Genomic DNA, 22,416 nt, shown 5'->3' with positions numbered 1-22,416 from the left:
GTCGCGGGGGACGCCCAGCACCGCCCCCGCACCCAGGCCGCCGACCTGGCCGCAGGGGCCGCTGGACCCACCGGCCGGCAGCGCCGGGCTTCCCACCGGGGCCGCCGTTGTGTCCAGCCGGGCAGCCCGGTCCGGAGAGGCCTGCCCGAAGGAGCCCTCGACGAGGGCACCTCTGCCGGCCCGATCCGGCCCCCTCCCCCCGTAACGTGCTCCACACCGCGCGGCCGGAATCGGCTCCCCCGCCCGTGACAACCACGACGTCCCCGCACGACCCGACGTCCTCACAGGACACGACGTCCCCACAGGACAAGGCGTCCCCACAGGACAAGGCGTCCCCGACCAAGGAGCNAGACCATGGGCACCATCACCCACCTCAACCCGCCCGAGCTGCACTCCTCGCCCGCCTACTCGCAGGCGACGGTGGCCGAGGCCGGCCGGACCCTCTACATCGGCGGCCAGAACGGGACCGATCGCGACGGCGTCATCACCGGCGGGATCGCCGAGCAGACCGCCCAGGCGCTGCGCAACGTCCTCACGCTGCTCGCCGCCGCCGGCGCGGGGCCCGAGCACGTCGCCCGGTTGAACGTCTACCTCGCCGCGGACGTCGACCCCGCCGAGGCGTACGCGGCGACCGGCGCGGTGTGGGGCGCCCATCCCACGGCTGTCACGGTCGTGCGGGTCGCCGGCCTCGGCCGCCCGGAGGCCCTGGTCGAGATCGAGGCCACCGCGGCCCTCGGCTGACCACTGCGCGACTCCGCCGGCCGCCGACGCGCCGCAGGCGGGTGAGCCTTCAGGCGGGCGGCCTGGGTGGTGGCGCCGGGCGGGACGGCGCCGAGAGCTGCACGGCGGCGCCGACGAGGGCGATGGCCGCGCAGGCCAGTGGCAGCTCGGTGAAGTGGCCGTCGGCGATCCGCCCGCCGGCCAGCGAACCGACGGTGATCCCCAGGTACATGGCGCTCTGGTTCCAGGCCATCAGCCGCGCCTGGTCGTCCGGATGGCGGGCGATGAGCTCAGCCTGCTTGGCGGGAAAGGCGGTGTAGGCGGCCAGCGCGACCAGCGCGATGGCCAGGCAGCCGAGCGGCACCGCGCCGCGCAGGCTCACGGCGAAGACGACCTCGGCGGCGCCGAGCAGGCCCAACGCCACCCACGTGGTGTGGTGGGCGCCGCGCCGGTCGGCGATCCGCCCGCCGAGGAAGGTCGCCGCGACCGCGCTGAGCCCGTAGGCCACCAGCAGGGCGTTCACCCACGCGGTGGACCAGCGGGACCGATCGTCCAGGCCGGCGGCCAGGTAGGTGTAGAGGCCGTAGACGGCCGCGCCCCAGCAGGCGGTGGGGGCGACCGCCCGGCAGCGGTCAAGCGGGCTCATCGACGACGATCCGCCCGCGCCGGCCGCGCCGCCCGCCGGCCACACGCGCCGACTGGCCGCCATGATGCCCAGCGCCAGCACGGACAGCCCGACGAAGACGGCCCGCCAGCTCGTGTGCCGGGCGAGGAGACTGCCCAACGGGGCGCCAGCCCACAGTGCGGACAGCAGCCCAGAGGTGGCGATCCCGAGCCAGGACGCCCGCCGGTCGCCGGGCGCGCTCATGCCGACGAGGGTGAACACCGTCGCCGTGGCGCCGGAGACGAACAGGCCCGCGCCGCCCCGGGCCGCCAGCAGCACCCCGAAGTCCGGGGCGAACGCCGTCAGCAGGTTGAACGCGCAGAAGCCGACGAGCGCGAGGGTAAGAACGTTCTGCGGCGACGCCGACGCGGCCCGGCGCCCCCAGGCGGGCGCCGCCAGCACGTAGGCGACGGCGAACACGGTCACGCTCAGGCCGGCGGTGCGCAGCGAGACGTCGAACCCGGCCCGCCACACCGGCAGCAGGGGCGAGACGACGAACAGGTCGGTGCCGATGACGAACAGCGCCAGCCATCCGGTCAGCAGCGCCACCCACCCCGGCGAGGTGCGCGCGTTCACGGTCCGGTCGCTCCGGCATCACCTCCGGACGACCCTCGGCCCCTGTTCTGCGCGGACTGTTCCAGCCAGCGGGCCGTGGCGGCGATCGCCTCCGGTGCCCGGCGGCGGGACTCCGCGACGATGTCCGCCACGGTGGTCGAGGCGAGCTCGCGCCGCCACGCCTGTTCGGCCGCGCCCACCGCCGCCGCGATCGCGCAGGGCATCCGATAGCTCGCTGGCGCCAGCGCCGCAGGCCCGCGCTGGCGGATCTCCGTGCACAGAAACACGGGCCCCTGGCCCTCGATCGCCTCCACCACGTCGAGCAGCCGGATCTGGTCGGGTGGGCGACCAAGCCGGTATCCCCCACGCGGGCCAAGCACCGACAGAACGATCCCGGCCCTCGACAGCGCCTGCAGATGCTTGGCCAGGTAGGCCGGGTTACCGGCGTGCAACTCGGCGAGCTGCTGCACCNTCAGCGCCACGCCGCCAGGAGCCTCCGCGAGCGCGTGACAGCAGTGCAGCGCCCACTCGACTCCCTGGGTAATCCGCATATCCCGGATAGTACATAACCGGAATACTGCATGGCGCCGACCTCCGGCGTAGCCCCGACGCGGGGATGCACGAGGGGGTGGTCGACCACACAACCTGATGCCGCGCCCGGGACGGCAGCCGGCCGACCTGAGCCACCTCACCCCGCCCTGCGCACCGCCGGACGTCGGGTCTGTCGGTCCGCCGGTATGCGGTGACGGACACTGGCCGTTTCAGGCCGCGCGTTCGGCGACGAACACGAACTCACGCCCCGGGCGGTCCGGTGCCTCCCGCACGTCGAGGACTCGGTAGCCGTGGGCGACCAGGCTCGACTCGACCTCGCCCCGGCTGCGGAACCGCAGGGTCGAGTCCGAGGTGACGACCACGCCGTCGGTCAGGAAGCGGTAGGTGTATCGGAAGGAGACGAACGGAAGGCTGACGTCGGTGACCTCCAGACGTCGTTCCACCAGGCCGATGTCCGCAATGTCAAGCGTGACCGGATCGACGTCCACCACCCATTCCTCCCAGACGTGACGTTCGGGGCGCCTGGTCTCGAAGACGAGATGGCCGTGGGGGCGAAGGGCGGTGTGGATGCCCTGCAGGGCCCGGCTCCAGTCGTCGTCGGTAAGAAAGACCTGGGCCACGTTCCCGGTCATCGTCGCCAGGTCCGCGTCGAGCGCCGGCAGTGCCGCGGCATCGCCCTGGATCCAGCGGACCCTGCCCGCCCGGTCCTTCGACCTCGCGATCCTGAGCGACTCCTCGGCCGGGTCGACGCCCACGACCGTACAGCCGCTTCCCGCGAGCAGGACCGCCAGGGAACCGGTGCCGCACCCGACATCGAGCACAAGACTCGCGGTCAACTCGGCGGCGGTCGCGAGGTAGGCGGCCAGGTCGTCGCGGTCTCCATCGAAGGAGTCGTAGACACGCGCAAGGAGAGGGTGGGCAAAGATCGGATCTGGCATCCAGGGACCATACCCACCGTCAAGCACCCCGGCGGAGGGCATTCGACTACTTGCCCCTATCCACTCAAACCGATATTCGGCTCCGCCTACGCCAGCGGGATGGCACGAATACGAGCGGCTGTCCCCGGGAGAAGCGGCCAGATGAGCGCGGGCTCGTTGTCTTCCCCCGATCCCGATTCCCCCGATCCCGACAGAAGGCGATCCTGCAGCGGTCCGGCGGCGATGCACATGCGTAGGACGGGGCGTTGACCGGAAATAGTCGCCGGGGCCGCGGAGTGACCGACACGGACCCCTTGCGACCATGGCGGACGCACACGGCCGCGCCCCATTCCGATGATCACGGTCATGCGGATTCCGCGGAACCGCGCCACTCCCCGACGTCCGCCCGGCCCCGCTTCCGGCTTCGGTCCCGCGATCGCTCCGAGCGGTGCTGCGAAGGTGGGGGCGGTGTCAGGCCGGCGACGCGGCCGGGGCGGCGGGGTCGATGGCCGGCGAGGCCTCCCACAGCGTGTCGGGGTAGGCGCGGCGCAGCTCGGGGGCGATGTCGGCGGCGAACCATTCGAGCTGTTCGCGCTGCCAGGCGAGCGGCAGGGAGTCGACGCCGATGCCGGTGAGCTGCTGACCGTACAGCTCGGTGAACCGGTGGATCTTGTCGAGGACCTGCTGCGGGCTGCCGACGAGGGCCGAGCCCTGCTCGATGAACTCCTCCAGCTCCCAGAACGGCGAGTTGTTGTGCTTGGCGGCGGGGGTGGCGCGCTGGGCGTTCCAGAACGGCCGGTACGCCTCGAGGGCCTCCTGCGAGGTCTTGCGGATGAGCAGGGCCGGGAAGCCGCTGCCGACCAGGGGCTCGCCCGGGTGACCATGCTCGGCCCAGCGCTGGCGGTAGTGGTCGATGAGGTCCTTGTACTGGGCCACCTTGAAGAACCCGTTGGCCGAGTACAGCGGGTCGCCGTGCTTCGCGGCCAGCTCCGTCGAATGCCGGCTCGTCGCGCTGCCGTGCCAGACCCGGATCGTCGGCTGGTAGGGGCGCGGCTGCGTCGTCAGGTCGACCAGCGGCTCCCGGTAGCGCCCGGACCAGGTCACGTTCTCCTCCGACCACAGCCGGCGCAGCAGCTCGTACTTCTCGGCGAGCACGTCCCACTGCTCGGCCGGGTCGAGCCCGAAGGTCGCGTAGTGGGGCGCGTGGTTGCCCTTCGCGATGACGAGGTCGAGCCGGCCGCCGCTGATGTGGTCGAGCAGCGCGTACTCCTCGGCCACCCGGACGGGGTCGTGAATGCTCAGCACGGTGACCCCGGTGAGCAGGCGGACCCGGCTGGTGCGGGCGGCGACCGCGGTCAGCAGCACCGCCGGCGACGAGCACAGGAACGGTGCGCCGTGCCGCTCGCCGATCTGGTAGGCGTCGTAGCCGAGCTGCTCGACCAGGGCCGCCTGGTCCAGGATGCTGGCGAGCTTGTCGTGTTGACTCATCGTCACGCCCGTGTGCGGGTCCGGAGCATTGATGATCAGCGAAAGCACGACGAACTTCACGGCCGTCAGCATACCGATCGGTCAGGTTGGTTTTCGCCCGAACGCCACATCCACGCTGCGGGAACGCTGCCCGGGCGAGTGGCGGACGTCGGCCTGCCGCGAAGCCGGCGGGCCCGCGAGGCAACCGGGGACCACGGACGCACGCTCACCGCGACCGGCCGTGCGCTAGAGTGACCGCATGCCTGCGCGCCGGAGTCTCTGGTGGGCCGCCACATCGGCGGTCCACACCCAGCGCGCGTAATCCACACGCACGCGGCCGCCCACCCCGGCGGCCGCCATCGTCACCTCGGCACGGCGAGGGACGGCCGTCGACCCCGGCGGCCCGCCCGACCCCACGAGGAAACGATCATGGATCTGCTCCGTTCCCTGCTCGCCACCGCCACCGCCGGCGGCGAACCCGGCCCGTTCGCGCTGCTGCGCCGCGAGGGCGCCGATCATCTCGACGTGCTGCGCGGCGAACTCGACGTCGTCGACCGGCTCGCCGACCTCCCCCTGCCCACCGCAGGTCCCGCCGGGCCGCGCACGCTCGCCCTCGTGCCCTACCGCCAGCTCACCGAACGCGGCCTGACCTGCATCGACGACGCGATGCCGCTGGAATGCCTGCGCGTCGACGAACACGTTCGAGTCCCGCTCGAGACGGCCCTCGCCGCGTTGCCCGACCGTGCCGTCACCGCCACCGGCGGGCACTTCGACCTCAGCGACGAGCGGTACGCCGAGACCGTCTCCACGGTGCTGCGGGAGGAGATCGGCCGCGGCGAGGGCGCGAACTTCGTCATCCACCGCGTCTACACCGCCAGCCTCGACACCCCGCCGCTGGTCGCCGGGCTCGCCGCGCTACGCCGGCTGCTGCTCGGCGAGCGCGGCGCCTACTGGACGTTCCTCGTCCACACCGGGACCCGGACGCTGGTCGGGGCCACACCGGAACGGCATGTCAGCGTCGACGACGGGCTCATCATGATGAACCCGATCAGCGGCACCCACCGACTGCCCGCCACCGGCCCGGACCCCGCGGCGCTACTGCGGTTCCTCGCCGATCCCAAGGAGATCGACGAGCTGTACATGGTGCTCGACGAGGAACTGAAGATGATGGCCCGGGTCGCCGACCGCGGCGGCGAGGTCATCGGTCCGCAGCTCAAGCAGATGGCCCACCTCGTGCACACCGAGTATCTGCTCGCCGGCCGCGGTGACGCCGACGTGCGCGACGTGCTGCGCGAGACGATGTTCGCCCCGACCGTCACCGGCAGCCCGCTGGACAACGCCCTGCGGGTCATCGCCCGCCACGAACGCCGGGGACGGCGCTACTACGGCGGGGTGTGCGCCCTGCTCGGACGCGACGAGGCCGGCCGCCAGACGCTCGACGCCCCGATCCTCATCCGCACCGCCGAGATCACCCCCGACGGTCGGCTGCGGGTGCCCGTCGGAGCGACGCTGGTCCGCCACTCCACCGCCGCCGGCGAGGTCGCCGAGACCTACACCAAGGCCGCCGGCGTACTCGCCGCCCTCGGCCTGCACCCGCCGGCCGGCCCCCTGCCCACCAGCCCCCTCCCCACCGGCACCTCCACCGCCGGCACCCTCCCCACCGGCACCTCCACCGCCGGCACCCTCCCCACCGGCACCTCCACCGCCGGCACCCTCCCCACCGGCACCTCCACCGCCGAGGGCGACGCCACCAGCGGCGAGTCCGCCGAGCGCGACGACGAGCCCCGGGCCGACCGTGCTCCCGACTCGCGGCGAGGCCTCGGCCTGCCCGCGCCGGGCCGTCCGCACGTACCGCTTGCGGCAGATCCGCGGATAGCGGGGGCGCTCGCCGCCCGCAACACGCACCTCGCCCCCTTCTGGCTCCGGCGGCGCGAGCCGGAGGCGGCCGCGGTGCCCGCGCTGACCGGCCGCAGCGCCCTGATCGTCGACGCCGAGGACAGTTTCACCGGCATGCTCGCCCACCTGCTGCGCGAGCTCGGCCTCGCGGTCACCCTCCGGCCGTGGCAGCAGGCGGCAGGGCAGCAGGCGGCAAAGCACCCGGAGGCAGGGCACCCGGAGGCGGGGCACCCGGCGCCCAACCCCGACCACGGTGCGGACGGTAACGACCCCGTCGGCACCGGGTTCGACCTGGTGGTGGCCGGGCCTGGACCCGGCGACCCCAACGACGCATCCGACGCGAAGATGGCGACCATGCGGCGGGTGATCGCGGATCGGCTCGCGGCGCGGCGGCCGCTGCTCGGCGTCTGCCTCGGCCACCAGTTGCTCGCCGGGCTGCTCGGGCTGCGGCTGCACCGGCGCGACGCCCCGTACCAGGGGCTCGCGCGCACCATCGACCTGTTCGGCCGGCCGCGGCGGGTCGGGTTCTACTCGACCTTCACCGCGATCGCCGGCACCGGCGAGCTCGCCACCGCTCATGGGCCGGTCCGGTTGGCCCTCGACCGTGCCGACGGATCGGTGCACGCGCTGCGCGGGGCGGCGTTCGCCGGGGTGCAGTTCCATCCGGAGTCGGTGCTCAGCGAGGACGGCCTGACGGTCCTGCGCGAGCTGCTCACCGAGCTACTGCCATCCACGGACGCGCCAGCCGCCCGCGCCGCCGCGCCGAGCCCGCTGCGCGCGGGGCCAGGAATTGCTGGAGGTTGATGACGGTCGTCGTCGCTCGCGACCGCCACCAACCTCCTGCATCTCCCTGCGTTGATCGTCCACGGGGAGGCGCCCGCCGTCGCTGTCACCCGGCGGTCAGACCATGCCGAGGGATGAGCACGGCATTTCGGACTCAAACCGTGCCCAGCCCTCGGCTCGATCCCGTGCCCGACCGACCACGCAGGGATGCTGGCGGTCCGCAGCTCTGTTACGGCCCCGTGACCGGCGCCGGCGCTGTCCCCGCCGGACGTCGGCGCGGGGGATGATCCGCGGACATGGTCACCATCAGGGCAGCGCACCCGTCCGACGCGGCGGGCATCCGGGCGGTCTACGCACCGTTCGTCGCCGGATCGCCGGCGACCTTCGAGGAGGAGCTCCCGACGCGGGCGGACCTCCAAGCGCGGATGCTCGCCTCTCCCCGCCGGCCGTGGCTGGTCGCCGAGGCCGACGGGGAGATCGTCGGTTACGCCTACGCCAGCGCGCACCGCACGCGGGCGTCCTACCGCTGGTCGGTGGACACGTCGGTCTACCTGGCCGCCGCGCACCACCGGCGCGGGCTCGGCCGCCGCCTGTACGACGAGCTGATCGCGCAGGTGCGAACGCTGGGCTACCTCAACCTGTACGCGTGCATCACGCTTCCGAACGCGGCGAGCGTCGCGCTGCACACCGCGGTGGGTTTCCGGCCCATCGGGGTGTTTCCTCACGCGGGACACAAGCTCGGCGCCTGGCATGACGTCGGCTGGTTCGGGCTGACCCTGGTCGACGAGCNCCCCGCCCNCCCCGCCGAGCCACGCCCCTGGCGGCCCGAGGACGCGCCCGACGCCCCCTGAGAGCACAACCAGCGGAACACTGTGGGTGAGCAGAACGACGTTGGGCACGACCGGTTGGGCACGGGACGGCAGACCGGCAGACCGACGGGTCGGACGGGTCGGACGGGTCGGACGGGTCGGACGGCGAGTGTGGGGTGGAGGGCGGGAGGGTCGTGCGGGCGGTGGGGATGGTGCTGCATCCGCGGCGGGACTCGGCCGAGGCCGTCGGGGCGGTCCTCGACTGGGCCGCGGAGCGGGACGTGACCGTGCTCGGCATCGACGGCGAGATCGAGCGGCTTCGGTGCACCGCGGTGGCGGTGCCCGCCGAGGAGTTGGCCGAGCGTAGCGACCTGCTGGTCAGCCTCGGCGGGGACGGGACGATGCTGCGCGCGATGCGGTTGGCCGACGGGCGGACGGCCCCCGTGCTCGGGGTGAACCTGGGCCGGCTCGGCTTCCTCGCGGAGGTCGACGTGCCGGAGCTGGCGGCGGCGCTGTCGGCGATCGACCGCGGCGAGTACACGGTGGAGCCGCGCCTCGCCGTCGACGCACGGATCGGCGCGGCGACCGTGAGCGCCTTCAACGATGTCGCCGTCGTCCGGGTGCCGGGGTACGGCGGCAGCGCGGCGGTGGCGCTGCGGGTCGACGGCCGGCCCTTCGTCCGCTATGCCGCCGACGCCGTCGTCGTGTCGACCCCGGCGGGCTCGACGGCATACAGCTTCTCGGCCGGCGGGCCGATCGTCAGCCCGTCCGTGGAGGCGCTGCTGGTCACCCCGGCCGCGCCGCACTCGGCGTTCAACCGTGGGGTGGTGCTGTCCGTGCGGGACGCCCTCGCCCTCGACGTGCTGCCCGGCAGCGCCCGCCTCGCCGTCGAGGTCGACGGCCGGGTGCACGACTACCTGGAGGCCGGCGCGACGGTCGAACTGCACCCGCGGCCCGGCGCGGCGGGGGTCGTCCGCCTCGGCCGGACAACCTTCTACGAGCGGGCCGCCCGCAAGCTGCGCCTCGCCGGCTCCGCCGAGGTCGACGGCCCCCGGGCCGGCCCGACCTGACCCGCCGGCCCCGTCGGGTCGGGTCAGCGGGCGGGTCGGGTCAGCGGCCGGCGGTCCAGCGGCGGTCGGACTCGTCCCAGGCCTCGTTGCGCTCGTCCAACCGCTGCCGCCAGTGGGCGGCCTGCTCGGCGCTGTCGTAGGGACCGAGGCGACGATGTCCCGGCGCGTCCGGCGGGTTCTCCGCCCGCCCGTGATCGAGGCACCACCACCAGCCGGTCGGATTCCATGCCGAGCTGTCCGCCGCCCGGCCACGGCCCCGACCGGACACCCGCTGCAACCACCTGAACATGTCTCGATCAGTACCCCGGATCGCCCCGCCTCCACCCCGGGCAACCGGTCGAGCGTGGGAACCCGCAGGCCTACCATTCGACCTATTTGCGATCTGGCCCATTTCGGCAGCCCTGCGCGCCCCGGGAGTCGCCTCATGCCCGTCGACGGAGAACCAACCACCCCGATCCGCTCCCCCGCGGGGCTCGCCGCGCTGCTCGGCGTGCGGATCCCCATCGTCCAGGCGCCGATGACCTACATCGCCGGGGCCCAGCTCGCCGCGGCCGTGTCGAACGCCGGCGCGCTCGGCGTCATCGAGACGACCTCGCCGCAGGGCCGCGAGGACCTCAAGCGGGTCCGCGACCTCACCGACGCGCCGGTCGCGGCCAACATCGCGCTGGCCGCGCGCAACGACCCGTCCACCGTCGACGTGCTCGCCGACGCCGGCATCCGCACCGTGATCACCTCCGCCGGCGACCCCAGGGTGATGACCGGGCGGCTGCGGGACGCCGGGATGACCGTGTTCCACGTCGTCGGCAGCCTGCGCAACGCGCTCAAGGCCGCGGACGCGGGCGTCGACGGGGTGATCGTCGAGGGCGTCGAGGGCGGCGGGTTCAAGAACCCCCAGGCCGCGTCGACGCTCGTCCTGCTGCCCCTGGTCGCCTCCCGGGTCGACCTGCCGATCATCGCCGCCGGGGGGATCTGCGACGGGCCGTCGATGGCCGCGGCGCTCGTCCTCGGCGCCCAGGGCGTGCAGATGGGCACGCGGATGCTGACGTCCGCGGAGTCGCCGATCCACGACAACCTCAAGAACGCGGTCGTCGGCGCGGACGAGACCGCCACCGTGATGCTGTCGGTGCGGGGGCTGCCGACCATGCGGGTTCTGCGCACCCCCACCGCCGAGCGGGCCCTGGCCGCGGGCCGCTCCGACGTGGGCCTCGACGGCATCCCGACGCTCTACTTCACCGGCGACCTGGCCGCCAGCATGGCAAACACGGGCCAGGTGGCCGGCCGGATCGGGCGGGTCGAGGCGGTCGCCGACATCATCGGCCAGACGTGGGCGGGCGCCCGCGCCGCGCTCGACGACGCCCGCGCCCGCCTCGACGCCTGACCGCCTCGACGCCTGACCGCCTGGGCTCAGAGCCCGGCGGCCGCCGGGATGAGGCGCTCGCCGAGCAGCTCCAGCGGACGCAGCGTGTCCACGTCCGGCACCGATCCGTGGTAGTGGGTGACGCCAAGCCCGGCCAGCCGCTGGATCTCCGCGAGCAGGGCGTCGATCTTCTCACCGCCGGGCCCGGGGTCGAGCGGGCCGATCACCGTCTTCTCGATCTCGTCGTAGTCGCGCCCGACGTCCTGGCAGTGCGCGCGCAGCACGTCGAGCTTGTGCTCGACGTCGGGACCGGCGAACAGGTTGCAGGCCTGTGCGTAGCGCGCGACCAGGCGCAGGGTCTTCTTCTCGCCGCTGCCGCCGATGAGGATCGGCGGGTGCGGCCGGCGCAGCGGCGCCGGCACGTTGAGGGTGCGCTCGAGCTGGTAGTGCCGGCCGCTGTAAGGGGCGTCCTTGCCGCTCCACATCTGCAGAATGATCTCCAGCGCCTCCTCGAGACGCTCGAAACGCTCGGCGGTCGGGGGGAACGGCAGGCCGAGACCGCGCGCCTCCGGCTCGTTCCAGGCGGCGCCGATGCCGAGCCAGGCCCGACCCTCGGACAGCACGTCCAGCGTGGTCACGAGCTTCGCGAGCAGGCCGGGCTCCCGGTAGACGACCGCGGTCACCCAGGCGAGCAGCTCGATGCGGGTCGTGCGCGCGNCCAGGTAGCCGAGCGTCGTGTACGCCTCGAGCATGTCGTGCTCGGGCGGGCCGATCATGCCGATCTGCCAGACGTGGTCCATGACGCTGAGCTTCGCGAAGCCCGCGTCCTCGGCCGCGACCGCGACGCGCGTGAGGTCCTGCGCGATGGTCTGCGGCCCGCCGGACCAGGTGAAGTCGGAGACGTGCAGCCCGATTTCCATGGCCGTCCTTCCCGTCGGATGGGACCGGTCCCGGCGCGTGCGGCGCGCGGGGTGGGGCGGAGGAGTACTGGAGGATCCACGCAGTACTGGAGAGTCCTGGAGTACTGGAGTACTGGGAGATCTCGGAAACTGGAGATCTCGGAGTACTGGAGGATCCTCCGTTTACGACCCTACCGCCGTTCGCGACGCAGCCCCGCCCCGGGCGGTCTGCGCCGGAACCGGCCCGGCGCCGAGCTCAGTCGAGGACGACGACGAGCTTCCCGCGCACGTGGCCCGCCTCGCTGATCCGGTGCGCCTCGCCGAGCTCGGCGAGCGGCAGGGCTCGGGCGACCGGCATGGTGAGCCGGCCCGCGGCCGCGAGCGTCGCCGCCTCCCGCAGCGAGTAGAAGGCCCGCCCCTCCGCCCCGGTGGTGAACCGGACGCCGTGCTCCGCCGCGGTGACGTCACCGATGGACACCACCCGGTCCGGGCTGCCGGTCAGCGTGATCAGATCCGGCAGCGCACCCGCGCCCGACACCGCGAGGGCGGCGTCGACCCCGTCCGGGGCCAGCGAGCGGACCCGGTCGACCAGACCCGGGCCGTAGTCCGTCGCCGCCGCGCCGAGCGAGCGCAGGTACTCCTGGTTGTCCCGGCTGGCGGTGCCGATCACCCGCGCCCCACGCGCCTGCGCGAGCTGCACGGCGGCGAGCCCGACGCCGCCGGCCGCGCCGTTGACCAGCAGCGTCGTCCCGGCCGACTCCGACCCGGCCGCCGACTCCTGACCGGCCCCCAGCTCCAGGCCGGCCCCCGACTCCTCGCCGGCGGTGATGCCGAGCAGGTCGAGGCCGCGCGCGGCGGTCTCGACGGCCATCGCCAGGCCGGCGGCCTGCGCCCAGGTCAGCTGGGGCGGCTTCGGCGCCCACTCGTCGAGCACGGCGTACTCGGCGGAGGCGTTCTGCGCCGCACCGAACACCTCGTCACCGACCGACACACCCTCGACACCGGCGCCGACCTCGTCGACCACACCCGCGGCCTCCAGGCCCGGGATGTGCGGCAGCGGCACGGGTATGGTGCGCAGGGTCGAGCCGTTGCGGATCTTCCAGTCGACCGGGTTCACCCCGGCCGCCCGCACCGCGATCCGGATCTGCCCCGGCCCCGCGTGCGGCTGCGGCACGTCGACCAGGTGGAGGACCTCGGGGCCGCCGGTCTCCGCGAAACTCATCGCCTTCATGCGAGCATCCTCGTTGTCCATGCCCTCATTCTGGTCCCGCTCCCTCCGTGCCCCTCGGCGCCGGGTCGCATCCTCGCCGGTCCGGGGCCGGGGCGGCGGGAACCGGCGCGGCCGGCGCGCGTCGCCCCCGCTCCGCACCCGATCGGGCTCGGCGGAGCGGAGACCGTCCGCCATATTTCAAGTTTCTGACACGATGTATTCCTGTAACTCAACAGACTTCACTATCGAGATGATCGGCCGGGCTCGACGCAAGTCCCCTGCCAGCCCTCGATACCCGGCATTCCGGTGGCCCGTCGTCGTCGCGAGCCCGACTCGCCCAGCCGGGTAGGTGCCACTACCACACCGGAGCGGATCGCATACTCTGACATAGATGTCCGAGAACGAGATCCTCCGACGGGCCAGCTACGGTCCGACCAGCCCCGTGGTCGGCGCGCGCGGCACCCGCACTCGTGCGCGCATCGTGACGGCAGCGCTGGACCTGTTCGAGTCGCAGGGCTTCCACGGGACGTCGGTCGACGAGATCGCCACCGCGGCCGGTGTCTCGCGCGCCACCCTCTACCAGTACTTCGAGAGCAAGGAGACGATTTTCGTCGAGTTGCTCAACGAGTGCGGCGGCGCCCTCATGCGGGTCGTGCGCCGGATCGGTCCACTCGGGCCCACCGCTCTCGGCTTCGACAACCTGCACTGGTGGCTCGGCGAGTGGGCCTGGGTCTACGACAAGTACGCCACGATGTTCGTGCAGTGGGCGAACGTCGACTCGCCGCGGACGTCGGTCCGGCCGATGATCAGCGGCTTTCTGGAGTCGTACTACGACCGGATCGCCGAACGCCTGGTCTCCTCGCAGGTCGAGGGCATCGATCCCGTCGACGCCGCGATGACGCTCACCACCCTGGTGAACCGGTTCAACTACTTCCGGCACAGCGGATTCGGGGACGGGCAGCCGGCCGAGGCGCTCGTCGACAACCTCGCCGTCGTACTCCAGCTCATCCTGTTCCCGCACACCCCGGCCAGCGCCTTCGCGCAGCTCGGAGCCGAGCCGGTCGGGTCCGCGCACGCTGTCCGCCCGGTGCGCCGCCCCCCGCTGGCCGCGGTCCCGTCCCCGCCGGTGCCCGAGGTGACCGAGCGGTTCGCGTCCCTGAGCCCGCGGGCGTCGGCGACCGTCCGGCAGATCCTCGACGCCGGCATCCAGTGCTTCGCCGAGCGCGGCTACCACCTCTCGTTCGTCGACGACATCGTCGCGACGGCCGGCCTGGCCCGCGGCACCTTCTACAAGTACTTCGACGAGAAGCTGGACCTGCTGCTGGCGCTGAGCGCCGAGGCGTCGGCGGTCAGCACCCGCCTCGGCGTCGAGATCCGCGGCATCACGCTCGGCCCGGAGGGTCTCGGCCGGTTGCGCGGCTGGCTCGCCGACTTCGTCGCGTTCCACCTGCGCTACGTCGGGGTCACCCGGACCTGGATCGAGTCGGCGCCGCAGGACCCGCGCCTGGACGTGGTGCGCCGCCAGGTGGGGCACGAGATGTGGGCCGACTACGCGGCCCTGCTCGAGCAGGTGGAGCGGACCTATCCCCTCGACCTCGACGTGGCCGGCCTGGTGTTCTTCTGCCTGCTCGAACGGCTGCCGGACACCGCCGTCAACATGGCCCCGCCGAAGACCCCCGACGAGGCCGCCGCACTGCTGGGCACCGTCATCGAGCGGGGCCTGCTCAACGGCCGACCGATCGGCCACGCCGCAGCCTGACGCACCCCGCCGGCACTACCGCGCAGCCACCACCGCGCAGGCAGCCACTACCGCGCAGCCACTACCGCGCACGGGCGAGCACGCGGCGGGCGGCGACGGCCAGCGCCTCGTCGATCATCTCGCCGTCGAGACCGACCGCGCCGGCGCCGCGACGATGCGCGTCCGCCAGCGCCGCGAGCACCGCCCGGGCGCGGGCGACCTCCTCGGGCCCGGCGGTGAACGTCTCCCGTACGGTGCCGATCTGCGCCGGGTGGATGACCCACTTGCCGTCGTAGCCCAGCTCGCGGGCATGCTCGGCGGCCGCGCGCAGCCCGGCGTCGTCCGCGGTGCCGAGGTAGGGCCCGTCGATGGCCCGCAGGCCGTGGGCGCGCGCGGCGGTGAGCACCTGGTCCTGGACGTACAGCCAGCGCTGCGGCGGTGTGCTCGAGGCCCGGCCCAGCGACGCGCCGAGGTCGGCGTACCCGAGGATCAGGCCCTCCAGCCGGCCGCCGTGCGCGGCGATCTCCGCCACCCGGGACAGGCCCTCGGCGTTCTCGATCAGCGCCTGCACCCGCACGGGTGCCGTGCGCCCCGTGGCCGCGATGATCCCGTCGAGCAGCCGCTCGACGAAGGCGAGATCGCCCGCGTCCGACACCTTGGGGATGACGAGAGACAGCGGCCCGTCGCCGGCCGCCACGCAGGCCGCGATGTCGAGATGGCACCACGGCGACCGGATCGCGTTCACCCGCACGGACACCCCGGCCCCGCCCGCCCGGGGCCTCGCGAGGAGCTCGGCGAGCACACCGGCCAGCAGCGCGCGGGCGTCGTCCTTGCGCTGCGGCGCCACCGCGTCCTCGAGATCGAAGACGAGCTCGTCGGCGCCCCGGTCGAAGGCGCGCAGGATCCGCTTCTCCTCCGTCGCGGGCACCGACAGGATCGCCCGGCAGCGACCCGCGCCCCCGCCCGGCCCGTCGTCCCCCGGCCCCGCGGGGCCGCCGTCCTCCGGACCCGCGGGGCCGCTGTCCCCCGGACCCGCGGGGCCGCCGTCGGCGCTGCCCGTGATCCGCCCCTCGTCGTGCTGCCCCGTCGGGTGTCCCGACACCTCATCACTCCCTCGGACCTGGCGCGCCGGCCACCCACGGCCGTGACGTGTTCGTCAGACGCACGATACATTTCCGCCCGGTTCGCCGGCCGCTCCGGACGGTCGACAGCCGCCCCCGACCAGACTCGCGCCCATCCGGCTCGCGCCGAACCACATGTACGAGCCGTCAGACACGGACACCGACCCCTTGCAGATCATGCCAGATGTGGCATAACGTGCCACGTATGGCAGGTCACGCCGCCCCCGTTGCCGGACGGGGCGGCGCGGCCGCCGTTCACGACGTTCCGCCTGGAGCGGCCGGCGGGCAACCGGATGACGGTCCCTGCGGCAGCCATGTCCGTCCGGCCCCCGTGCCGGCTTCACGCGAGGAGTCCCGATGACGTTGGACCTGAAGGCAGCCGCTTCGACACTGAACGGGCTGCGGCCGTTCCCCGTGGCGGTCACCACCATTCTGAACGGCCGGGCGAACGGCCTGATGTCGCTGTCGGCCGGCGCCGCGAGCATCGTGCCCGAGGCGCCGCGCGTGACGATCAGCCTCACGAAGTACAACCTGACCCACGACCTGGTCCTCGAGTCCGGCGTCTTCGCCATGCACCTGCTGGCGGCGACTCCGGAGGAGCAGTTCGCGATCTCCCTCGACATCCTCATGGGCCTGGGCGGAAGCTCCGGCCGCGACGGGGACAAGATCAGCCAGTTCCGGACGAAGCCGGGCGTCACCGGCACCCCGATCCTGCTCGACGCGCTCAGCTACGTCGAGGGACGGGTCGTGCACTCCCTCGACATCGACGAGAGCACACTGTTCGTCGCCGACGTCGTCGCCGCGGAACAGCTTCACGACGGCGAGCGGCTGCGCGTCGGCCCGGCGTGGGGCGCCCTGCCCAAGGAGTGGATCGAGCAGTACGACCGCAACCACCACCCTCAGCTCGAAAGCGCGCGCAAGTACCGCGAGCAGGCGAAGTCCTGACGCCCCGGGCCCGGCCTCGCCGCCGGGCCACCGCCCCCATCGACCCCATCACGGGAGTGTGAGTGAGCGACAAGCACGAGCTTCTGGTCCGCCAGTTCCTCGACCGGCTGGTCGAACGGGACTACGACGCGGCGGCCGCCCTCGTCGCCACGACCGCCCGCTACCACGTGAGCGCGTGGCAGCCGGCGGTCGTCGGACGTCCGGCCATCCGCGCGGAGTTCGACCGTCAGGCTGCCCTCTACTCGGCGTTCCAGTACGAGCTGGTCACGGTGGCCTCGACCGACTCCGTGGTCTTCACCGAACGGCTCGACAGCCTCACCATGGGCGGACGGTCCGTCGTCCTGCACTGGTGCGGGGTGTTCACGTTCGACGCCGACGGCCTGATCTCCGTCATCCGCGACTACTACGACATCAAGGAGCTGGAGCAGGCCCTCGCGCCCGCCTGACACGACTTCCCGCGCCCGGGCGCGGACGCGATCCCCGCGTACGGCCGTCGAGGCGTCCGGTACGCGGGGATTCGTCGTCCCGGGGGGCACAGGCCGGCCGCCAGGCTCCGCTTTCTAGCCGCGACCGGGCGTCCCGGTGACGTCCGGGGCCGGTCCGGGGCCCAGTCCGCCGCCGAGCAGGTCGAGCGCCTCCATCAGGTGCGCCCGCAGGCTCCCCCGGCGCGCCGCCCAGCGGCGGGCACCGACGACGAGCGCGGTGGCAGCGCTGATCCCGGCCAGCTCCGGCCACAGATCGTCCGTGGCGAGCCCCGCCCGCCCGGCGAGGGCCTCGGTGAGCATCGGACTGGTGACGGTGACGACGAGCTGCTGCACCCGCTCGTTGCCGTAGCTGTGGGCCATGGCGCGCTGCCAACGGCGCAGGTAGTCGTTGGTCTCCCCGGTCAGCGCGTCGACGGCGTTACGCAGCGCCGCGAACGGCGCCTCCGCCGGCGGGCGGCGGGCGGTCTCCTCGGCGATCGCCGTCGCGAGGCGGACCGGCAGCGCGGTGAGGATCATCTCCTTGCCCGGGTAGTACCGGTAGAAGCTGCGCACCGACACCCCGGCGGCGGCCGCGATCTGCTCGACGGTGACCTCGTCCATCGGCCGGGTGGTGAACAGCTCCAGCGCGGCCTGCTCGATGAGGTCCGCCGCCATCGCGCGGCGCCGCATCGCCAGGGTCGCGGACAACCGCCCGTTCCCGGCCGGGTCGACCGGGGGGACCCGACCGTTCCCGGCCGTCTCGTCCACCGGGCGGACCCGATCATTTCCGGCTGCCACCTCCACCGGGCGGATCCGGCTGTTGCCGCCCGCGTCCACCGGAGGTGTCACGCCGCCGCCCCGGGGCCGGACCCCGCACGCACCGGCACGCGGACCTCCACCGTCTCGAATCCCCTTCGTCGGACCCCGGCAGCCACCCACCGGCGCCGCCGGCCTGGCCGTGATGCCGGCGTCGCACCGTTCGTCACCATGGCCAGGCCTCCATCGTACGGACGGCGATCCCCTCGCCCCGCGGGCCGGACCCGCCCTCGGCCGCCGTCCGTCACCCGCGGGCGGCTGTCGACCATCGCGGGCCGGCGGCGAGGCTAGCGGACCAGGGCGGCGAGGGCGGTGCCGATCCGCTCGATGTCCTCTCGGAAGGCGGCCAGGCTGCGGCTGGTCGGCTCGATGGTGATCCACGTGACGCCGGCATCCTCGTACGCCCGGTAGGACGCCGCGACCGCGCGGGTGAAGGCGTCGACGTCCGGCAGGAGCTCGGCCTCGTAGGGCACGAACGACACGTCCAGCGGGGCCGCCCCGGCCTCGGCGCGCCGGTCCTGCACCCCGCGCACGGCCTCGGCCAGGGCCGCCACGTCCTCCATCGGCGGCGTCTTGGTGATCTTCGCGACGGCGACGGACTGCCCCATCGGCATCCAGCCGTCGGCAAGGGTGACCGCGCGCCGCCGCGCCGCGTTGCTGTTGCCGCCGATCCAGATCGGCGGGCCGCCGGCCTGCGCCGGGCCGGGCAGCGAGGTGTGCCCGTGCAGCGGGAACGTCGGGTCGTCCCGGTCGACGCTGCGGCCCGTCCACACGGCCCGCATCGCCGGGATGGCCGCGTCCAGCAGGCGCCCGCGCTGGGCGAAGTCGGCGCCGAGCGCGGCGAACTCGGTCTTCAGGTAGCCCGCGGCGACGCCCAGGGTGAGTCGCCCGCCGCTGAGCCGGTCCAGGCTCGCCGCGGACTTCGCCAGCAGGTACGGGCTGCGGTAGCCGGCGACCGCGACGTAGGTCATCACCCGCAGCCGGGTCGTCGCCGCGGCCAGGAAGCTCAGCGAGACGAACGGGTCGAACGCGTGGTGCCCGCCATTGCCGAGCCAGGCGTCGTCGGGGATCGGATGCTCGCTCATCGAGACCGCGTCGAACCCGGCCTCCTCCACCAGCCGGCCGACCTCGGCCAGGTCTCCGTCCCCGATCCAGCGGTCGTAGTGCTTCACCGCGCGCATCGGGAACATCAGGTTCAGGCGCATGGACACCTTCCGTCGTTGCCTGCCGGGGACCGGGCGGTCCCGCAGGCTCACTCGTCATCTGCCGGGGACCTGGCGGTCCCACGGGTCGTCGCTCGCAGGGAACCGGGCAGTCCCACGGGTCGTCATCCGCCGGGAACCGGGCAGTCCCCCGGTCCGCCCGCCGCCGGGCGGGAACCGGCGGCGACGGGCGCGCGGATGCAGGCTGTTCTGACACGGGTCGCCCGACGGGGGTCGGGGGGTGCAGGCCGCCACGGCACCGGTGCGCGTCACCTCCGGCGTGGCTTCGGGCCGCCTGCGCGGCCCCTGCGCACCAGCCGCCGCCCGGCGCGGGTGCTTCCGGAGGCGGATGGGCAGCCATACCCACTATGCTGTTCTGACAGCCACGTCACAAGTGTCGGCGCCGCGGGCCGCTGCCGAGACGCCCGCCCGACGGCGGGAAGCGCGGCCCGCCGCCCGGGCCGCCCGATCTCGTCCTGTCCCCGCGGCCCGCCGCCGGACCCCGCGGCCGCGGGGAGCCCGACGGCGAGGTCAGGGAAGGAAGCCACAACGATGGGTACCCGCCTCGCGGGCAAGACCGTGCTCGTGTCCGGATCGACCCGCGGCATCGGCCGCTCCATGGCGGAACTGTTCGCCGCCGAGGGGGCGCGCGTGGCCGTGACCGGCCGCACCGTCGCCAAGGGTGAGAAGGTCGTCGCGCGCATCCGCGCCGCCGGCGGCGAGGCGGAGTTCTTCCCCCTCGACGTCACCGACGAGACCAGCGTGCACGCCACGATCGACGCGGTGGCCGCGCGCTTCGGCGCGCTGAGCACGCTGGTGAACAACGCCGCCCCGACCGACGCCGTCGCCTCGACGATCAAGAAGATCGCCGACTACACGACCGAGGAGTGGAACCACATCCTGCTGGGCACCCTGACGGGCAACGTGTTCTGGGCGTCGAAGTACGCCTGGCCGTACCTGCGCGAGGCCGACGGGGCGGCGATCGTGAACGTCTCCTCGGGCCAGTCCATCGCCGGGTTCACCGGGTTCGGCGCCTATGCCGCGGCCAAGGGCGGCGTCAACGCCCTGAGCCGTACGCTGGCCGTCGAGGGCGCCGCCGACGGCATCCGCTCCAACACCATCGTCGTCGGGCGGGTCGTGAGCTCGCCGGGTGACTCCGGGGCGCTCACCGGCGGCGGACGGCTCACCCGCATCGGCAACCCGATGGACATCGCGTACACGGCCGCGTGGCTCGCCTCCGACGAGGCCGCCTTCGTCACCGGTGCGACGGTGACGGCCGACGGCGGCTTCAGCGCCAACGGCGACGCCGCCGCCGGCGAGGGCTGAGCGTGCCGGTCGCCACCCACCGGGGCACACGCCACCGGGGAGCACGCCACGAGGGGACAGTGGACATCACTGTCAGATCAAGGATCACCCAAGCCGGGATCGCCCGATCAGGGAGTGCCGGACCCGTCGCCGACGGGTCCGCAAGCGGGCACGGCGGGGCGGGATCCCTGCTGAGCACCGACGAACAGGAGCCATCCATGCCATCAGCACCCGCCGCACCGCGGCGGCAGGTCCGATGAGCGCGCCGGGCAGCGCCGCCACCGTCCCCGCCGCGTCAGGCCCCGCCGCGTCAGGTCAGGGCGTGTCCGGCCCCGCCGCGTCTGTCCAGGGCGTGTCCGCCCCGGCGGGCCCGCTCGGGACCACCGTGCTGCACACGGTCGAGGGGGGGATCGCGACGATCACCCTGAACCGGCCGGAGGCCGCGAACGCGATCCAGCCGGCGATGCGCGACGTCATCATCGATCTGCTCGCCCAGGCCGACGCCGACCCCGAGGTCCGGGTGGTGGTGCTCGCCTCGAACGGGCGGCACTTCTGCTCCGGCGCCGACGTCACCGGGATCGCGGCGAGCCGGGCGCAGGGCGCCGAGAAGCGGGTCACCGACGCCATGCGGCGCATCATGACCGGTGCGCAGCGGCTGGTGTCCTCGGTCCTCGACTGCGGCAAGCCGGTCATCGCCGTCGTCCAGGGGCCGGCGGCCGGCCTCGGCGCGCACCTGGCGTACGCCAGCGACCTCGTCGTGGCCGCGGAGAACGCGGTCTTCGTCGAGTCGTTCGTGCTGCGCGGCCTGGTCGTCGACGCCGGTGGCGCCTACCTGCTGCCGCGGCGCATCGGCATGCAGAAGGCCAAGGAGCTGGCGTTCTTCGGCGAGAAGCTGCCCGCGAGCGAGGCACTCACCCTCGGCCTGGTCAACCGGGTCGTGCCCGCCGAGGAGCTCGCCGCCACCGCCGCCGGGTTCGCCGAGCGCCTCGCCGGCGCCGCGACGAGCGCCATCGCGCTGACCAAGCGGCTGTTCAACGAGTCCCCGGATGTCGACCGGGCCGCCGCCTTCCTGGCCGAGGGCATGGCCCAGGAGCTGCNGTCGCACGCCCACGACTCGACCGAGGGCGTGACCGCGTTCGTCCAGCGCCGCTCCCCCGAGTACCGCGGCTACTGATCCGCGGCCACGCGAACCGCGGCCACTGATCCGAGGAGGACACCCATGGCGACCGGCGCACCCCGGGTCGACCTGCCGACCATCGAGGACGAGAACCGGCCCTTCTGGGACGCCGCCCGCCAGGGCCGCTTCCTGATCGCCCGCTGCGCGTCCTGTGGGCGGGCGCACCACTACCCCCGCCCGTTCTGCCCGTTCTGCTGGAGCGAGGACGTGTCCTGGGAGGACGCCAGCGGGCAGGCGACCCTCTACACCTACTCGACGGTGTTCGTGAACGACCTGCACCCGTTCGCCGAGCGGATCCCCTACGTGGCGGCCCTGGTCGACCTGGTGGAAGGGCCGCGGGTGATGACGAACATCATCGACGCCGACCCGGCGGACCTGCACATCGGCATGCCGCTGACGGTCGCCTACCGCGAGCTGACCGACGAGATCACCGCGCCGGTCTTCCGCCCCGCCGACCCGGCCGCCGGCGGCTGAGCTCGCCCCGTTCCCGCGACACACCCGTTCCAGCTACCCACCCAGGGAGTTCGTATGGCAGGCCTGCTCGACGGCAAGATCGCACTGGTGACCGGCGCCGGCCACGGCATCGGCCGTGGCCACGCGCTCGAACTCGCCAAGCACGGCGCGACCGTCATCGTCAACGACCTCGGCAGCACGGTCAGCGGCGAGGGCCGCGGCCGTGATGCCGAGGAGGTCGTGAAGATCATCGAAAAGCGCGGCGGCACCGCCGTGGCGGACTTCGGGGACGTCGG

The 22,416-nt window shown here is 73.6% G+C and carries 18 protein-coding genes and 6 pseudogenes; 12 read left to right on the top strand and 12 right to left on the bottom strand.

Annotation, left to right across the window (positions count from 1 at the left end; all coding sequences use genetic code 11):
• Positions 1 to 354: 354 nt before the first annotated feature.
• Positions 355 to 741 (top strand): RidA family protein, encoded by a 387-nt coding sequence (locus UK82_RS11195; protein ID WP_044885759.1) that lies wholly within the window; start codon positions 355 to 357, stop codon positions 739 to 741.
• Between the two features lie 49 nt (positions 742 to 790).
• Here the strand turns inward: UK82_RS11195 and UK82_RS11190 are convergent, their stop codons facing one another.
• From UK82_RS11190 to UK82_RS11175, 5 genes and pseudogenes are all read right to left on the bottom strand, one after another.
• A complete protein-coding gene (locus UK82_RS11190) occupies positions 791 to 1,960 on the bottom strand; it encodes an MFS transporter (RefSeq protein ID WP_055407054.1) in 1,170 nt (389 codons plus the stop codon).
• A pseudogene (locus tag UK82_RS11185) lies at positions 1,957 to 2,410 on the bottom strand (RrF2 family transcriptional regulator); the annotation flags it as partial. The pseudogene UK82_RS11185 and the gene UK82_RS11190, both read right to left, overlap by 4 nt.
• Position 2,411: 1 nt before the next feature.
• Positions 2,412 to 2,490, bottom strand: a pseudogene (locus tag UK82_RS37290) (transcriptional regulator); the annotation flags it as partial.
• 210 nt (positions 2,491 to 2,700) lie between these two features.
• A complete protein-coding gene (locus UK82_RS11180) occupies positions 2,701 to 3,429 on the bottom strand; it encodes a bifunctional 2-polyprenyl-6-hydroxyphenol methylase/3-demethylubiquinol 3-O-methyltransferase UbiG (RefSeq protein WP_044885757.1) in 729 nt (242 codons plus the stop codon).
• 450 nt (positions 3,430 to 3,879) lie between these two features.
• Entirely contained in the window at positions 3,880 to 4,968 is a 1,089-nt protein-coding gene (locus tag UK82_RS11175; protein ID WP_082121937.1) for an LLM class flavin-dependent oxidoreductase, read from the bottom strand.
• A gap of 336 nt (positions 4,969 to 5,304) precedes the next feature.
• Here UK82_RS11175 and UK82_RS11170 point away from each other — a divergent pair, with 336 nt between their 5' ends.
• From UK82_RS11170 to UK82_RS11160, 3 genes are all read left to right on the top strand, one after another.
• Complete coding sequence (locus tag UK82_RS11170) at positions 5,305 to 7,575, top strand: chorismate-binding protein (RefSeq protein ID WP_055407052.1); 2,271 nt, start codon at positions 5,305 to 5,307, stop codon at positions 7,573 to 7,575.
• Between the two features lie 275 nt (positions 7,576 to 7,850).
• A partial coding sequence (locus UK82_RS11165; RefSeq protein ID WP_236705789.1) for a GNAT family N-acetyltransferase occupies positions 7,851 to 8,343 on the top strand: 493 nt, incomplete at its 3' end.
• A 214-nt stretch (positions 8,344 to 8,557) separates the two neighbouring features.
• Positions 8,558 to 9,433, top strand: a complete 876-nt coding sequence (locus UK82_RS11160; RefSeq protein WP_044886473.1) for an NAD(+)/NADH kinase — start codon at positions 8,558 to 8,560, stop codon at positions 9,431 to 9,433.
• Positions 9,434 to 9,473: 40 nt separating this feature from the next.
• Here UK82_RS11160 and UK82_RS11155 read toward each other — a convergent pair whose 3' ends face one another.
• Complete coding sequence (locus tag UK82_RS11155; RefSeq protein WP_044886410.1) at positions 9,474 to 9,722, bottom strand: hypothetical protein; 249 nt, start codon at positions 9,720 to 9,722, stop codon at positions 9,474 to 9,476.
• 135 nt (positions 9,723 to 9,857) lie between these two features.
• On the opposite strand from UK82_RS11155, the gene UK82_RS11150 reads away from it, so the two are divergent.
• Complete coding sequence (locus UK82_RS11150) at positions 9,858 to 10,811, top strand: nitronate monooxygenase family protein (RefSeq protein WP_055407050.1); 954 nt, start codon at positions 9,858 to 9,860, stop codon at positions 10,809 to 10,811.
• A 26-nt stretch (positions 10,812 to 10,837) separates the two neighbouring features.
• On the opposite strand, the pseudogene UK82_RS11145 reads toward UK82_RS11150, so the two are convergent.
• The 3 genes and pseudogenes from UK82_RS11145 to UK82_RS11140 all read right to left on the bottom strand — a co-directional run.
• Positions 10,838 to 11,507: pseudogene (locus tag UK82_RS11145) on the bottom strand (TIGR03560 family F420-dependent LLM class oxidoreductase); the annotation flags it as partial.
• Between the two features lies 1 nt (position 11,508).
• Positions 11,509 to 11,710 (bottom strand): annotated as a pseudogene (locus UK82_RS37285) (LLM class F420-dependent oxidoreductase); the annotation flags it as partial.
• 235 nt (positions 11,711 to 11,945) lie between these two features.
• On the bottom strand, positions 11,946 to 12,920 hold the full coding sequence (locus UK82_RS11140) for an NADP-dependent oxidoreductase (protein WP_044886413.1): 975 nt from the start codon (positions 12,918 to 12,920) through the stop codon (positions 11,946 to 11,948).
• A gap of 370 nt (positions 12,921 to 13,290) precedes the next feature.
• On the opposite strand from UK82_RS11140, the gene UK82_RS11135 reads away from it, so the two are divergent.
• Complete coding sequence (locus tag UK82_RS11135; RefSeq protein WP_044886414.1) at positions 13,291 to 14,658, top strand: TetR/AcrR family transcriptional regulator; 1,368 nt, start codon at positions 13,291 to 13,293, stop codon at positions 14,656 to 14,658.
• Between the two features lie 61 nt (positions 14,659 to 14,719).
• Here UK82_RS11135 and UK82_RS11130 read toward each other — a convergent pair whose 3' ends face one another.
• On the bottom strand, positions 14,720 to 15,574 hold the full coding sequence (locus tag UK82_RS11130; RefSeq protein ID WP_055407084.1) for a CoA ester lyase: 855 nt from the start codon (positions 15,572 to 15,574) through the stop codon (positions 14,720 to 14,722).
• A 541-nt stretch (positions 15,575 to 16,115) separates the two neighbouring features.
• Here UK82_RS11130 and UK82_RS11125 point away from each other — a divergent pair.
• Positions 16,116 to 16,703 carry a flavin reductase family protein gene (locus UK82_RS11125; protein WP_044886415.1) on the top strand — a complete coding sequence of 196 codons (588 nt, stop codon included), beginning with the start codon at positions 16,116 to 16,118 and terminating at the stop codon, positions 16,701 to 16,703.
• A 62-nt stretch (positions 16,704 to 16,765) separates the two neighbouring features.
• On the top strand, positions 16,766 to 17,149 hold the full coding sequence (locus tag UK82_RS11120; protein WP_044886416.1) for a limonene-1,2-epoxide hydrolase family protein: 384 nt from the start codon (positions 16,766 to 16,768) through the stop codon (positions 17,147 to 17,149).
• Between the two features lie 114 nt (positions 17,150 to 17,263).
• Here the strand turns inward: UK82_RS11120 and UK82_RS11115 are convergent, their stop codons facing one another.
• Together UK82_RS11115 and UK82_RS11110 are read right to left on the bottom strand one after the other, a co-directional pair.
• Positions 17,264 to 18,016 (bottom strand): TetR/AcrR family transcriptional regulator, encoded by a 753-nt coding sequence (locus UK82_RS11115; RefSeq protein WP_044886417.1) that lies wholly within the window; start codon positions 18,014 to 18,016, stop codon positions 17,264 to 17,266.
• Positions 18,017 to 18,270: 254 nt separating this feature from the next.
• Positions 18,271 to 19,188: an LLM class F420-dependent oxidoreductase gene (locus UK82_RS11110; RefSeq protein ID WP_044886418.1), complete on the bottom strand. Its 918-nt coding sequence runs from the start codon at positions 19,186 to 19,188 to the stop codon at positions 18,271 to 18,273.
• Positions 19,189 to 19,737: 549 nt separating this feature from the next.
• Here UK82_RS11110 and UK82_RS11105 point away from each other — a divergent pair.
• The 4 genes and pseudogenes from UK82_RS11105 to UK82_RS37280 form a co-directional block, all read left to right on the top strand.
• Positions 19,738 to 20,511, top strand: a complete 774-nt coding sequence (locus UK82_RS11105) for an SDR family NAD(P)-dependent oxidoreductase (protein WP_044886419.1) — start codon at positions 19,738 to 19,740, stop codon at positions 20,509 to 20,511.
• 235 nt (positions 20,512 to 20,746) lie between these two features.
• Positions 20,747 to 21,587, top strand: a pseudogene (locus UK82_RS11100) (enoyl-CoA hydratase/isomerase family protein); the annotation flags it as partial.
• A gap of 122 nt (positions 21,588 to 21,709) precedes the next feature.
• The gene (locus UK82_RS11095; protein WP_044886420.1) at positions 21,710 to 22,141 is read left to right on the top strand and encodes a Zn-ribbon domain-containing OB-fold protein; all 432 of its coding nucleotides are present in this window, start codon (positions 21,710 to 21,712) and stop codon (positions 22,139 to 22,141) included.
• A gap of 54 nt (positions 22,142 to 22,195) precedes the next feature.
• Positions 22,196 to 22,416 (top strand): annotated as a pseudogene (locus UK82_RS37280) (SDR family NAD(P)-dependent oxidoreductase); the annotation flags it as partial.

The organism is Frankia sp. ACN1ag, assembly GCF_001414035.1.
In the GTDB taxonomy this organism is placed as follows: Bacteria; Actinomycetota; Actinomycetes; order Frankiales; family Frankiaceae; genus Frankia; species Frankia torreyi.
This window is presented reverse-complemented; position numbering and strand designations above follow the sequence as displayed.

Bases quoted from the DNA above. Each gene is read 5' to 3' on its own strand.
- UK82_RS11110 (WP_044886418.1), bottom strand. From the start codon at position 19,188: ATGCGCCTGAACCTGATGTTCCCGATGCGCGCGGTGAAGCACTACGAC.
- UK82_RS11175 (WP_082121937.1), bottom strand. From the start codon at position 4,968: ATGCTGACGGCCGTGAAGTTCGTCGTGCTTTCGCTGATCATCAATGCT.
- UK82_RS11105 (WP_044886419.1), top strand. From the start codon at position 19,738: ATGGGTACCCGCCTCGCGGGCAAGACCGTGCTCGTGTCCGGATCGACC.
- UK82_RS11195 (WP_044885759.1), top strand. From the start codon at position 355: ATGGGCACCATCACCCACCTCAACCCGCCCGAGCTGCACTCCTCGCCC.
- UK82_RS11140 (WP_044886413.1), bottom strand. From the start codon at position 12,920: ATGAAGGCGATGAGTTTCGCGGAGACCGGCGGCCCCGAGGTCCTCCAC.
- UK82_RS11180 (WP_044885757.1), bottom strand. From the start codon at position 3,429: ATGCCAGATCCGATCTTTGCCCACCCTCTCCTTGCGCGTGTCTACGAC.
- UK82_RS11170 (WP_055407052.1), top strand. From the start codon at position 5,305: ATGGATCTGCTCCGTTCCCTGCTCGCCACCGCCACCGCCGGCGGCGAA.
- UK82_RS11155 (WP_044886410.1), bottom strand. From the start codon at position 9,722: ATGTTCAGGTGGTTGCAGCGGGTGTCCGGTCGGGGCCGTGGCCGGGCG.
- UK82_RS11095 (WP_044886420.1), top strand. From the start codon at position 21,710: ATGGCGACCGGCGCACCCCGGGTCGACCTGCCGACCATCGAGGACGAG.
- UK82_RS11150 (WP_055407050.1), top strand. From the start codon at position 9,858: ATGCCCGTCGACGGAGAACCAACCACCCCGATCCGCTCCCCCGCGGGG.
- UK82_RS11135 (WP_044886414.1), top strand. From the start codon at position 13,291: ATGTCCGAGAACGAGATCCTCCGACGGGCCAGCTACGGTCCGACCAGC.
- UK82_RS11125 (WP_044886415.1), top strand. From the start codon at position 16,116: ATGACGTTGGACCTGAAGGCAGCCGCTTCGACACTGAACGGGCTGCGG.